The organism is Pontibacillus litoralis JSM 072002, assembly GCF_000775615.1.
Lineage (GTDB): Bacteria > Bacillota > Bacilli > Bacillales > BH030062 > Pontibacillus > Pontibacillus litoralis.
Map to the genome: position 1 here is coordinate 50,673 of NZ_AVPG01000006.1, position 13,493 is coordinate 64,165.

Genomic DNA, 13,493 nt, shown 5'->3' on the forward strand with positions numbered 1-13,493 from the left:
ATAATTTCTCTCCTTTTGCACTATAAAAATGCAGGTAATGTGACGATAATTTTTGTTCCAATCCCCAATTCTGATTCAATCTTAATCGTACCATTATGCTTCTCCACAATTTGTTGCACAATAGCTAAACCTAACCCAACGCCTCCATGTTTACGAGTCCTTGCTTTATCCACTCGATAAAAACGTTCTGCAATTTTGGCTACGTCTGCCTCGGGGATGCCGCATCCAGTGTCTTCAATGCTAAACAGTACATTATATCCTTCTTGTACAACACGTAATGTAATCGTATCTGATGAGTCGCTATAACGCAGGGCATTATCTAATACATTACTTACAACTTGTTCTAATCGATCCGAATCCCCGTTTACAATAGCACCTTCATCTACCTCTTGCTTTATCGTTATATACTGCTGCTTTGCTCGTAGTTGAAAACGATTGACAACATCATGCACTAACTGCGCAAACGGAATAGGTTCAGCCTTCATCGGATAGGAATCTCCTTCTAATTGTGCTAAATCCAATAAGTCATTGACGAGGCGATTTAAACGATCTACTTCTCGATGAATAATGGCGATATACCGCTTCTCTTCTTCTTCATCCTTCACTACTCCATCTAAAATCGCTTCAGTATATCCTCTTATGTAGCTTAAAGGCGTGCGTAGTTCATGCGACACATTTTGCAAAAATTCACGCCTTTGCTCATCGACCATTTCTAATGAATAAGCTAATTGATTGAAGGATTCGGACAATGCCCCTACTTCGTCGTAAGAGTAGACGTGAATACGTTGCGTGAAATCTCCTTGAGCCATTTTATGTGAGATGTTTTTCATCTGTAAGAGAGGATCAATAAGACGATCTGTTAATTCCTTCCCAATCCAAATAATACATAAGATCAACAACATTAGTGCGCCGAATAAAATGAGTCGCAATGATTCAAAAGGTTCATATACGTCTTGAAGCGGCATATACAATAGTACGACACTGGATAACTGCTCTTGATGAAAAATTGGCAGGAGAACAGCTAGCATATTGCTCTCAAATGACGGAAATCGATGAACCGATACGACCGACTCATTGTTTAAAAGCTTTTGTCGTTCTTCCTCGTTTATAATCGTGTCATACTTTTCGTCTTGAATCGTTACCCCGCTTTGAAGGTCTTCCGCATTTTCGATATACACGACCTCTGCTATTGAATTTTCGTTTGTCCAATACAATCGTGTATAGAACGAATCGCCACCATGACTAGTGTAATATTCAGCAACTAAATCCTCACCTTGCTGTAGCAATTGTTCTTTCTGATTCTCCACATAAAACTTTTCGTATAAGTAAAAGGTTAAACCAAATCCGGTGACAATTGTGAGAAAGGATACTATTGTTAAGGTTACCCATATTTTCTCTCTAATTCCTCTTGTGCTTGTGAAATGGTCTATTCGAATTTGTAGCCAACTCCCCATACCGTTTTAATGTACTTCCCGGCTAATTGTAACTTAATACGGAGTGTTTTAATATGGGTATCAACCGTTCTAATCGTTCCATTTGTGTCTAATCCCCAAATTTTATCTAGTAGTTGCTCTCTCGTATACACGTGACCTGGATTACTCATAAATAATTGCAACAAATGAAACTCTTTTCGTGTTAAAACGACTTCCTTTTCTTTTACTTTGACGATATGCCTTTCAATATTCAAGTGGATCTCCTCGAATTGCAATACATTCGTAAAGTCTCGTTTAAAGCCTTTCGATCTCCGGAGAACAGCTTCTATTCGGGCTAGTAACTCTTTCGGGCTAAAAGGTTTCACAATGTAATCATCAGCGCCACTTCTTAACCCTTCTACTCGGTCATACTCCTCACTTTTAGCTGTTAATAATAATATTGGCACATCAGAGAATGAACGAATTTCTTTACAAGCCGTCATTCCATCCATATTCGGCATCATAATATCTAATAAAACTAAGTCAATCTCATGATTTTGTACAACGTAAATCGCTTCTTCTCCATCATTAGCAGTATAAATTTCAAAATCCCCGCGCAAATAAGACTTTAATAATTGAATCATTTCTTGTTCATCATCTACAATCAGAATTCGATCTTTCAACATCGCTAAACCCTTCCTATCTTAGTCGATATTATACAACGACTGGAGGCTACGTTTTTAATACATTTCCATCCAACGTCAAATATTCATTATAATCTATTTTCAATAATGCACAAGAGCTATGGCAATTGACGAAAAAAACTAATGTACTTCCTATATCTTTCTTATCATTGATAGAAGTCTATTTAGCGTTTGTATTCTCATTTCTTTGACAGAACCTTTGAATAGAAACCGTTTACAATGTAACGGCAGACAATATCTAAGTAATTGTGCAACATTCGTTAGTATAAAGCATAAATATGAAATCTTTACGAAATTCCCTTTTTTTATTGCGTCTTTTCTTGTACACAATAGCACCCTATTAGGCTTGTGCTTAATAGGGTGCTAAAATGCATATGTTGTTATTGCTCGTTAATAGGTGCGATTTACATACTCTTCAACGATTTGTTGATCATGAAAAGGGAAATGCTCATCACCAATGATTTGATGCGTTTCATGCCCTTTACCAGCGATGAGTACGATGTCTCCTTGTTCTGCTAATAGTATACTCCGCTTAATGGCTTGCTCGCGTTCTTCAATGATTTCATAACTAGCATTGATAGATAGCCCTCTCTTTATCTCATTTGTAATTTGGTCCAATGGTTCGTTTCGAGGGTTATCTGCTGTTAGTATAATGTGATCACACCATCGACTCACAACCGCTCCCATTTTCCTACGGTTTTCATATCGTATTTCACCTTCGCAACCAAACACGATGAGTAATTTCCCTTTTGTATAAGCACGAATATTGCTTAACACATTCTCTAATGCAATTGGCGTGTGAGCATAATCAATCATAACAGAAAAGCCTTCTTCTGCTTGGATAGTTTGTAATCTCCCTATTGGGCTTTGTACTTGCTGTAATCCTGCTTGAATTTCTGGTAATGATAAACCTAATTGCAAACAACACGCTATTGCGGCTAACGCATTATACACCGTAAAGCTTCCTGGAATGGGGATGCTAAACTCCTCTTGCATTTCTTTATGATGAAACGTAAATGAGACACAATCTGCTGTTAAAGCATGTGGAATTGCATAAAAGTCCGCTCGCTCATTCTGGGTGGAAATAGTGACATATTTCCCTGTACACGCGTCCATCACTTCTTCTCCGTATGGATCATCCATATTAATGATACTAAAAGGAGTAGATTGAAATAATAATAGTTTCGCATTTTTATACTGTTCAAATGAGCCATGTTCTTCTATATGATGAGGGGATAAATTAAGAAAAATCGCGATATCAAATTGCGAACCTTGTACTCGCTTCCTCGCTAATCCAATTGATGTAACCTCCATAACAACGTCGGATACAGCTGATTGCTTCATTTTCGCAAATGCATGTTGTAAGTCAAATGCTTCCGGTGTAGTAGGTGTAGAGCGGCGCGTTTCTACATCTACTTCGTTGATCTTATTTCCTAACGTACCTATGCTCCCTACTTTGCGATTGGTAGATTGGAGTATAGAAGAAATCATATGTGTTACAGACGTTTTACCATTTGTTCCTGTCACACCAACAAGGCGAAAGTTCTTCGATGGATGTTGATAGAATTCAATAGCTACTGCTGACAAGATTGCCCTCGTGTCTTTTACCAATATGACAGGGAAATTCGGCGGAATAAAGGCTAATGCCACCTTCCTTTCAATGACAATGGCAGAAGCACCTTTCATAATGGCTTGTGCGATGTAATCGTGGCCATCAGTTCGAGCACCTTTTACACAAATAAAGAGGGAATCTTGCTTAATATGCTTGGAATGATAAGAGATTGCTTCAATAGTCGTTTCTACATCACCTTGAATAAGTTCATACTCAACGTTTGCTAGTACTTCTTTTACTTGCATGTTCGCACCTTCCCCTCTCGTTTTTAAATGGGAAAACCTCCGTAAGTTAGTTCTAAACGGAGGCTCATCATTTCATTATACTGGGTAAACCCCATGTTTGCGTTCTGTAAACGTCTTATTTTTTGATTCATAGGCAGCAAAGCGGCGAATTAATAGGGAACGTAAGTCTTCTGGTTCCACAATATCATCAATAATCATCTCAGAGGCCAGGCGATAAATATCGATGTCTTCCTTATACTCTGCTTGCTTTTGTGCTATAAATGCTGCGCGTTCTTCTTCGGGAAGTTCAGCGATTTTGTTCGCATAGACAGCATTAACTGCTGCTTCCGGTCCCATAACCGCAATTTGCGCACTCGGTAATGCAATGCAGCAATCTGGTTCAAAAGCAGGGCCAGCCATCGCATACAACCCTGCGCCGTATGCTTTTCTTACAATTACCGATATTTTGGGAACGGTTGCTTCGCTCATTGCAGAAATCATCTTTGCTCCATGTCGTATTATACCAGCTTTTTCAACTTTTGTCCCAATCATAAACCCAGGAATATCAGCAAGAAATAGTAGCGGAATATGGAAGGCGTCACATAGCTGAATAAACTTGGCTGCCTTATCCGCAGAATCATGAAATAAAACGCCACCTTTCATGCGAGGCTGGTTCGCAATGATTCCAACTGGCTTGCCATCGATTCGGGCTAATCCTGTAATTAATTCCCTTGCAAATAACCGCTTCACTTCACAGAAAGAATCTTCATCAATGATATGATCAATGAATTCATACATATCAAACGGAGCATTTTGATTATCTGGTAGTAATTGTTTAATTGTTTTCTCAGAAGACTTGGTTGATTTAGCTAGTTGAATTGGTGGCTTCTCTTTATAGTTCGCTGGAAAATATGATAAATAGCGCTTCGCATAGGCAATCGCGTCTTTTTCCGTTTTCGCTAACACATCTCCACAACCAGATTCCGCACAGTGCATTTTGGCACCGCCCATTTCTTCAAGTGTTACTTTCTCACCAATGACTTTCTCTGCCATTCGTGGTGAGCCTAAATACATCGATGCATTTCCTTTAACCATAATGACGATGTCACAAAAAGCCGGAATATAAGCGCCACCTGCCGCAGATGGTCCAAATAATAAACAAACTTGAGGCACGCAACCAGATAATTTCACTTGATTATAAAAAATACGTCCTGCGCCTCGTCGACCAGGGAACATCTCGACTTGATCGGTTATTCTAGCACCCGCTGAATCAACTAAATAAAGCATAGGCAACTCTAATGTTTGGGCTGTTTCTTGAATCCGAATTATTTTTTCGACTGTACGAGCCCCCCATGAACCTGCTTTTACCGTGGAATCATTGGCCATTACACAAACCTTCTGTCCATTCACTTTTCCAATGCCTGTTACAACCCCATCTGCAGGTAAAGAATTAGCTTGGCAGTTAGCAAAAAAAGCATCTTCTATATCTAGATCATCGTCTAAAAGCATTGCTAATCGGTCTCGCACAAACATTTTTCCCTTTTCTTCATTCCGCTGATGATACTTTTCTCCGCCTCCTTGTTTAATTTTTTCTATACGCGAATGCAATGTTTGCTCTACGTTCGTATTCATCTTCCATCCCTCCTATTTTCCTTGATAGACTGGCTTGCGCTTCTCTTTAAATGCGCGTAATCCTTCTAAGCGATCTTCTGTTGGAATGGTCGCTTCATAACACATCCACTCTAAGGAAAGTCCTGTCGTTAATCCTACCTCTTGGCCTTTTTGGATTGCTTTTTTTGCTTGTATTAAGGATATGGGGGCATTGCTAGCAATTTGAGACGCTAATGTGAGCACTTCATTCATTAACAATTGTTGAGGAATGACCCGCTCTACTATGCCTATGTGATACGCTTCGTGAGCGTCGATTCGTTTCGCACTATAAATAAGTTCCTTTGCTTTTCCCACACCGACTAAACGAGGAAGACGCTGCGTTCCCCCGGCACCTGGAATAATGCCGAGGCTTACTTCCGTTAATCCCATCTTTGCCATGTCAGAACTGTAGCGGATATCGCAAGCCAAAGCTAATTCCATCCCTCCGCCAAAGGCTACACCGTTGATGGCAGCAACTACTGGTACTCGTATTTGCTCGACCGCGTTTACGGTTTGACCGATTTTATGTACTGCATCAACGACTTGCCGTTCATTCATTGTAGATCGCTCTTTCAAATCTGCACCTGCACAAAATGCTTTATCGCCTGCTCCTGTTATAACGACACAACGAATATCATCCATTTTATTAATTTCTTTCGTTGCTTGTATAACATCATCCATCAGCTGTAAGGAAAATGCATTCGCTGCTTCTTGTCGATTTAATGTAAGTAATATAATATGATCACCTTTACGCTCTAGAGTTACGGTAGATGTCATCATGTAATTCCTCCTTTGTTCACCATTTGCATCTGGTGGCTTGGTAAAGATTTCTTCAATTTATTTTGTATAAATTCTCCAGCTTGTAATAGCTTCGGTAGCTCAACCTCTGTAGTCAGCCCCATTTCACTAAGCATATAAAGTAAATCGTCGGTCGCAACATTTCCAGACGCACCTTTAGCGTATGGGCAACCACCTAAACCGCCTAAAGCGCTATCAAAAGTTGCATAACCACATTGCAAGGCGGTGAGTACGTTAGCGAGAGCCGTACCTCGAGTGTTGTGGAAGTGTAAGGCGATAGCATTTTTGTCATAATATCGCTCTAATGTGGTTAATACGTTCTCTACTTGTATAGGGTTTGCTACGCCTATCGTATCTCCAATAGATAGCTCATCAATCCCCATGTCAAATAGTCGATCACACACACGAAGCGTTTGCTCCAGCTTCACTTCTCCTTCATAAGGACAACCAAATACCGTCGATACGTATGCTCGAACAGATTTATTCGCTGCCCTTGCTTCCGAAACAACTTGCTGTAATACTGGAAATGTCGCATTGATGCTTTTATTGATGTTGTACTGATTATGAGATTCTGAAGCGGACATAAACACAGACACTTCGTCCATATCCGCTTCTAATGCACGTTCTAACCCTTTTTGATTTGGTACTAACGCTGCATACGTTATACCAGGCTTGCGCTTAATTTGTTTAGCCACTTGCAGCGAGTCACTCAATTGCGGTATCCATTTCGGGTGCACAAAGGACGTAATTTCAATATACGTTAGCCCTGTTTCTGACAGATGGTTAATCCATTCGACTTTGTCATCTGTTGAAATCGTCGTAGACTCATTTTGTAACCCATCACGTGGACCTACCTCTTTCAATATCGCTTGTTGTGGTATGTGCACACTATCACCTCAAGATTCTTTAATAGTTGCTAACACGTCGCCTTCATTGACAAAATCACCTTCTTGCACTTTAATATCAACTACAGTGCCATCTTCATCTGTTTGTATCGGGATTTCCATTTTCATCGACTCTAGAATGACAAGGTCTTGTCCGTCTGTCACTTCATCGCCCTGTGCAACTACGATTTTCCACACACTACCTGCCATATTTGCTTTAACCTCAATCATTTTGCTTCCTCCTTCACGTAGTGAACGTCTATAAAACTAGTGTCCGTATTACCTGATTGGAATGCTTCAGTGTTTACGATTTGCTTTAGCATTGGAATATTCGTTTTGATGCCTTCTATTGAGTAATCTTGTAATGCCTGGCACATCACGTGAATTGCTTCGCTTCTTGTAGCAGCGCTTGTAATACATTTAGCAATCATAGGGTCATAAAATGGCGATACAAAGGAATGACCGTTTACTGCTAATTCATGACGGACACTCTCACCTTGTGGAAGGCTCAGCGCTGTAATTTGTCCTGGCGCAGGGTAAAAGGTATGCGGATCTTCTGCATAAATGCGCACTTCGATAGCGTGTCCGTCTATACAAATATCTTCCTGCTTATATCGAATCGCTTCTCCAGCTGCAATTCGAAGTTGCTCTTCCACGAGGTCCACACCAGTAATTTGTTCTGTGATTGGATGTTCTACTTGAAGTCTTGTGTTCATCTCCAGAAAATAAAATTGCTGCTGATCATCAACGAGAAATTCAACCGTACCTGCATTGTAATAACTAATCGCTTTCGCTGCTTTCATCGCCGCTTCTCCCATCTGTTGCCTTGTTGCTTCTGAAATAAACGGAGAAGGAGCTTCTTCAATTACTTTTTGATGCCTCCGTTGAATAGAGCATTCGCGTTCAAATAAATGTATGGTCGTTCCAAATTTGTCGGCTAGCACTTGCATTTCAACATGATGAGGACGGACAATCCTTTTCTCTAAAAACATCGTTCCATTTCCAAAAAACATTTGGGCACGCCTTGAATTACTTTCGAAAGCTTTCTTCAACTCTTCATCAGAATGAACGACTTGCATCCCAATACCGCCACCACCTGCTGCTGCTTTTAACATGACCGGATAACCGATAGAATGAGCAGCTTCTATGGCATCTTCAACTGTTGCTACAGCATCTTTTGTACCAGGAATAACGGGAACACCTGCTGCTTGCATCGTTTTCCGCGCTTGCACCTTATCCCCCATTTTCGCCATCGCCTCAGGGGAAGGTCCGATAAACGTAACGCCTTTTTGTTCCATCGTTTTGGCAAAGTCTCCATTTTCACTTAATAAGCCATAGCCCGGATGAACAGCATCAGCACCAGATTTCGCAACTATTTCTAACACCTTTTCTACATCAAGATAGCTTTCATGAACCTTTGCACCACCTAATGGATAACTTTCATCCGCTTCTTGTACAAATGGTTTATCTTCGTCTGGCTCCGCATAAATCGCAACCGTTTGAATGTTCATCTTCTTGCATGTGCGAATAATCCGAGAAGCGATTTCCCCTCTATTGGCAATAAGAACTTTCTGAAACATGTGATCCCTCCTTTATTGATAATGGATTAGTGCTTGTGCATTTTCCCTCAATTTAAATTTTTGAATTTTTCCACTTGCTGTCATTGGGTATTCATCAACAAATGCTACATGCCTTGGGATTTTGTGACGGGAAATTCGACCATTACAAAAATGGTGAATATCTTCCTTTGTTGCATGCGCACCATCTTTCAATATGATAAAGGCCATTAATTGCTCCCCATACTTCTCATCTGGAACCCCTACTACTTGAACGTCTAATATAGCTGGATGCTGATAAAGGAATTCCTCTACTTCACGTGGATAAATATTCTCTCCACCCCGAATGACCATATCTTTCATGCGTCCAGTTATTTCTACATAGCCTTGTTCATCCATAACTGCAATATCCCCTGTATGAAGCCAGCCCGCTTCATCAATGGCCATGTAAGTTGCTTCTTCATTTTTATAATAGCCCTCCATCACTAAATATCCTCGCGTACACAATTCTCCCGGTATACCAGCTTCTGCTTCTTCCCCTGTTGCAGGATCAATAATTTTCACCTCAACGTCTGGATGAGCTTTGCCAACACTACTTACACGTAATTTAATCGGATCATCCGTTTTCGTTTGAGTAATGACAGGCGAAGCTTCCGTTTGACCATAAGCAATCGTAATTTCTTCTGCTCCCATTTTTTCAATTACGCTTTTCATTACTTCCATAGGGCATGGCGAACCTGACATAATGCCAGTCCTTAAATGATTAATAGTAAACTCTTCAAAACGCGGGTGGTTTAGTTCAGCAATAAACATGGTTGGTACACCGTGTAGAGCGGTACAATTCTCTTGTTCTAATGCTCGCAAAACTTGCTCTGCATCAAATTGTTCCATTAACACCATTGTCGTTCCTTTGGATACAGCTGCTAATATTCCTAGCACACAACCGAAACAATGAAAGAACGGTACAGGGATACATAGACGGTCTTGTTTCGTAAGCTTCATGCAATCTGCCACTTTGTTACCGTTGTTTACAATATTATAGTGGGAAAGCATAACACCCTTTGGGAAACCTGTTGTACCAGATGTGTATTGCATGTTGATCACGTCTTGATAATGTAACATCGCTTTCCGTTGGTTCAAGGCATCATCAGGTACTTGTTCACTTAATTGCAATAACTCCTCCCACGTGTAAAGGCTTTCATCACTTTGATCACTTAACATAATGATATTGTTTAGGTTTGGTAAGTTAGGTGCGTGTAGTTCACCTTTAGTTGAGGTTTCTAGATGTGGACATATTTGCTTTAAAATGTTGAAATAAGAAGTCCCTTTATAGTGTTCTGCAAGGATTAACGTAGTGGAGTCGGATTGTTTTAGTAGATATTCTAATTCACTAGCTTGATAATTTGTATTAACGGTAACAAGCACGGCACCTATTTTGGCAGTAGCAAATTGACTAATAAGCCACTCTGGTTTATTGTCCGACCAAATCGCAACATGATCTCCTTTTTGTATACCTAGTGCTATCATGCCTTTGGCTGCTTCGTTGACTAGCTCGTTAAATTCATGATACGTCTTGCGCATTTGATGCTCTGGATAAACAAAAGCCTCATGATCAGGGTGGTTCTTCACTTTTTCCTCTAGTAGTTCTCCAACTGTCGATTGTAATAAAGACATCGTATTCCTCCCATGAAATTAAATTAACAACCTAGTTCTCTACTTATAACAAGGCGCTGTATTTCCGAGGTGCCTTCCCCAATTTCCAGTAATTTCGCATCACGTAAATAGCGCTCCACTTCATATTCTCTCATGTAGCCGTAACCACCATGAATTTGTATAGCTTCATTAGCTGAACGAGAAGCGGTTTCAGATGCATATAATTTCGCATAGGCTGACTCTTTTTTAAACGGTTTACCTTGATCCTTTAACCATGCTGCTTTCATTACCATCGTCCGGGCTAGTTCCACTTCCATCGCCATATCCGCTAGTTTAAATTGAATGGCTTGGAATTTACTGATTGGCTTTCCGAATTGTTTTCGTTCTTTCGCATAGGATAGTGCCTTATCTAAAGATGCTTGCGCAATTCCTACCGCTAGCGCCGCAATAGAAATTCGTCCACCATCTAGCGTATACAAAAACTGATTAAAGCCTTTGTCAGGATCACCTAAAATATTTTCTTTCGGAATGCGAACATCTTCTAACACAATCTCTGAAGTATTGGAGGCACGGACACCCATCTTATCGTAATTACTTTGAATCGTCATTCCCTTCGAACCTTGAGGGATGAGAAAAGCCGATATAATACTTTTTCCACGGTCATCTTTACCTGTAACAGCAGTAGCGGTAATCGTGCGAGCATATTGTGCATTTGTAATCCACGATTTCTCTCCATTAAGTACATATTCGTTCCCATCAAGTAACGCCTTCGTCTGTGTACCACCAGCATCAGAGCCAGCATTAGGTTCCGTTAAGCCAAATGATGCTAATGCTTCACCTTTCGCTAGTGGAACAAGGAATTCCTGCTTCTGTTTTTCTGTACCGAAATAATAAATCGGACTAGCTCCTAAGGAAACCGCAGCAGCGTAGCTTAATCCTGTCCCGCCACAAACGCGTCCTATCTCTTCTACAGCCAAAGCATATGTTACGGTATCTCCACCTACACCGCCATATTCCTCTGGAAAAGGTATACCGAGAATCCCCAATTCGCCCATTTGATCGAAGATATCTTTAGGGAACGTAGCGTTTTTATCTAACTCAACAGCACGCGGCGCAATCACTTCTTGGGCAAATTCCCGCACCATCTTTTTGGTCATTTCTTGTTCCTTCGTTAATAAAAAATCCATTTGCTCACTCCTTTTATATAGTGAACCGACCAACTAGTCGGTCGGTTGCAAACATATACGTGCTACCCATTATGATGCACTTCATTCTTTATCAAAAAAGACTTATTACAATCACATTTTTTTGCATCAGGAGTAAGTAAAGAATGAAGAATGAAATCAACAAATACAGAGGCAATGTCATCAATCGACTGCGCACCATCTTTGCGATACCATTTATATGTCCAGTTCACCATGCCTAAAATCGCCATACCTGCAATGTTAGGTGGTAATTCGGAGCGGAATTCTCCAGCTTGTTGGCCTTCCTCAACAACGTGAAAAATATTTCGTTTAAACTGATCCCTTTTCTTCTTAATTAGTTCTTCATATTCCGGCTTTAAGTACGTGCTTTCTTGATAAAAGACAGAGATATGTGCTTTGTAAATATCGAAAACTCGTACAAAAGAATATACGATGGCTTGAAGCTGCTTGGTAGGGGTATCATACTGTTTTTTCGCTTGATTGGCTTTCTTTAATACATATGTAATAAACGTATCGTGTATCACATACAACAGTTCATCTTTTGATTGAAAGTAATGATAGAATCCCCCTTTAGAAGCCCCGCAACGCTCCACAATTTGATTGACAGAAACACCGTGATAACCATGCTTTTCAAAAAGGTCTAAGGAAGATTCTATAATTCGTTCTTTTAATGTAGCCATCCGTCCACCTCTTCCTATTTAGGCATTGCTATTTTATTTTATCACATTTTTCTGAAAATAAAAATTATTTATAAGCAATTAAGGAATTACTTTAACTTAACAGCCAACGCATCAGATTCGTCTATGGTTTCACAATTGTCTCTCGTAATTAATGACAATCCGCTCTCGATTATTTGAATGCGTTCGCACAATCAAATACTTTGATTCACACATCATTAAGCTTTACACTTATGTAAGCTTAAGTTAACAGAAGGGATGAATACGTATGGCTCAAAACATACAAGGTAAAATTGCATATATAACAGGGGCAGGAAGTGGTATTGGACGTGCTACAGCAATACAATTAGCAAAAGAAGGCGTACATATCGGTTTAATGGCTCGTACCGAAAGCAAGTTATTACGTGTTGCAAATGAAGTAAAGCAATATGGCGTCAAGGTTCATATTGCACCTTGTGATATTGCCGAGATGGACCAGGTAGAAGAAGGAGTAGATTACCTTAGAAATGGATTAGGACCTGCTGATATTCTAATTAACAATGCTGCCATTGGCGGCCACGGTTCATTTCTTGAAATGGATCCAATCGATTGGAAACGGACATTTGAAGTCAATGTGTTTGGTACCTATCACGTAACGCGTGCCGTATTGCCTCATTTAATCGAAAAAAATAAAGGTGACATCATTACCATTTCATCTAGCAATGGATTAAAAGCAACCGCTGAGTCTACTGCCTATAGCGGATCTAAGTTCGCTATTCAAGGGATGACAGAGGCTCTAATGCAAGAAGTGCGTCGTAACAATATTCGCGTCTTTACTTTGAATCCAAGTTTAGTAGCTACGGAGCTTGCTTTTGGTGATAAATTAACAGAACATAATAACAAGGAAAAGTATATGCAACCTGAGGATTTGGCAGAATACATGGTTTCACAATTGAAACTGAATCAACGAATGTTTATTAAATCTTCCCTACAATGGGCAACTAATCCGTTTTAACTTAGCAAAAGATGCTCGGAAAGAAGTTGAAATACCGTTGAAAAATATGAATAATTAAAAGTGAAAAGCGCATGAAATCAAGGTTTGTAAACTTAATTTCATGCGCTTTTTTAATTTTTACTAG

12 protein-coding genes are annotated in these 13,493 nt (G+C 40.0%); 1 reads left to right on the plus strand and 11 read right to left on the minus strand.

The genetic code is table 11. The features are described 5' to 3' along the window. Positions 1 to 20: 20 nt before the first annotated feature. From N784_RS05965 to N784_RS06015, 11 genes are all read right to left on the minus strand, one after another. Positions 21 to 1,454: a sensor histidine kinase gene (locus N784_RS05965; RefSeq protein WP_052127156.1), complete on the minus strand. Its 1,434-nt coding sequence runs from the start codon at positions 1,452 to 1,454 to the stop codon at positions 21 to 23. Continuing rightward, positions 1,427 to 2,098 (minus strand): response regulator transcription factor, encoded by a 672-nt coding sequence (locus N784_RS05970; protein ID WP_036833288.1) that lies wholly within the window; start codon positions 2,096 to 2,098, stop codon positions 1,427 to 1,429. Before N784_RS05970 ends, N784_RS05965 begins: the two co-directional genes overlap by 28 nt. Before the next feature lie 408 nt (positions 2,099 to 2,506). Further along, entirely contained in the window at positions 2,507 to 3,973 is a 1,467-nt protein-coding gene (locus tag N784_RS05975; protein WP_036833289.1) for a UDP-N-acetylmuramoyl-L-alanyl-D-glutamate--2,6-diaminopimelate ligase, read from the minus strand. 75 nt (positions 3,974 to 4,048) lie between these two features. Beyond that, positions 4,049 to 5,584 (minus strand): acyl-CoA carboxylase subunit beta, encoded by a 1,536-nt coding sequence (locus N784_RS05980; protein WP_036833290.1) that lies wholly within the window; start codon positions 5,582 to 5,584, stop codon positions 4,049 to 4,051. Between the two features lie 12 nt (positions 5,585 to 5,596). Beyond that, the gene (locus N784_RS16575; protein ID WP_036833410.1) at positions 5,597 to 6,379 is read right to left on the minus strand and encodes an enoyl-CoA hydratase; all 783 of its coding nucleotides are present in this window, start codon (positions 6,377 to 6,379) and stop codon (positions 5,597 to 5,599) included. Further along, positions 6,379 to 7,287 carry a hydroxymethylglutaryl-CoA lyase gene (locus N784_RS05990; RefSeq protein ID WP_036833292.1) on the minus strand — a complete coding sequence of 303 codons (909 nt, stop codon included), beginning with the start codon at positions 7,285 to 7,287 and terminating at the stop codon, positions 6,379 to 6,381. The genes N784_RS16575 and N784_RS05990 overlap by 1 nt, the downstream gene beginning before the upstream one ends. Before the next feature lie 9 nt (positions 7,288 to 7,296). After that, a complete protein-coding gene (locus tag N784_RS05995) occupies positions 7,297 to 7,515 on the minus strand; it encodes an acetyl-CoA carboxylase biotin carboxyl carrier protein subunit (protein ID WP_036833294.1) in 219 nt (72 codons plus the stop codon). Continuing rightward, entirely contained in the window at positions 7,512 to 8,864 is a 1,353-nt protein-coding gene (locus N784_RS06000) for an acetyl-CoA carboxylase biotin carboxylase subunit (RefSeq protein WP_036833295.1), read from the minus strand. The genes N784_RS05995 and N784_RS06000 overlap by 4 nt, the downstream gene beginning before the upstream one ends. A gap of 12 nt (positions 8,865 to 8,876) precedes the next feature. Further along, entirely contained in the window at positions 8,877 to 10,514 is a 1,638-nt protein-coding gene (locus N784_RS06005) for an AMP-binding protein (protein ID WP_036833297.1), read from the minus strand. A 23-nt stretch (positions 10,515 to 10,537) separates the two neighbouring features. Beyond that, positions 10,538 to 11,680, minus strand: coding sequence for an acyl-CoA dehydrogenase family protein (locus N784_RS06010; protein ID WP_036833299.1), 1,143 nt, complete (start codon positions 11,678 to 11,680; stop codon positions 10,538 to 10,540). Positions 11,681 to 11,742: 62 nt separating this feature from the next. Next, the gene (locus N784_RS06015) at positions 11,743 to 12,378 is read right to left on the minus strand and encodes a TetR/AcrR family transcriptional regulator (RefSeq protein ID WP_036833301.1); all 636 of its coding nucleotides are present in this window, start codon (positions 12,376 to 12,378) and stop codon (positions 11,743 to 11,745) included. 265 nt (positions 12,379 to 12,643) lie between these two features. Between N784_RS06015 and N784_RS06020 the strand changes: the two genes are divergently transcribed. Beyond that, positions 12,644 to 13,369, plus strand: coding sequence for a 3-ketoacyl-ACP reductase (locus tag N784_RS06020; protein ID WP_036833302.1), 726 nt, complete (start codon positions 12,644 to 12,646; stop codon positions 13,367 to 13,369). The last annotated feature ends 124 nt before the right edge of the window (positions 13,370 to 13,493 follow it).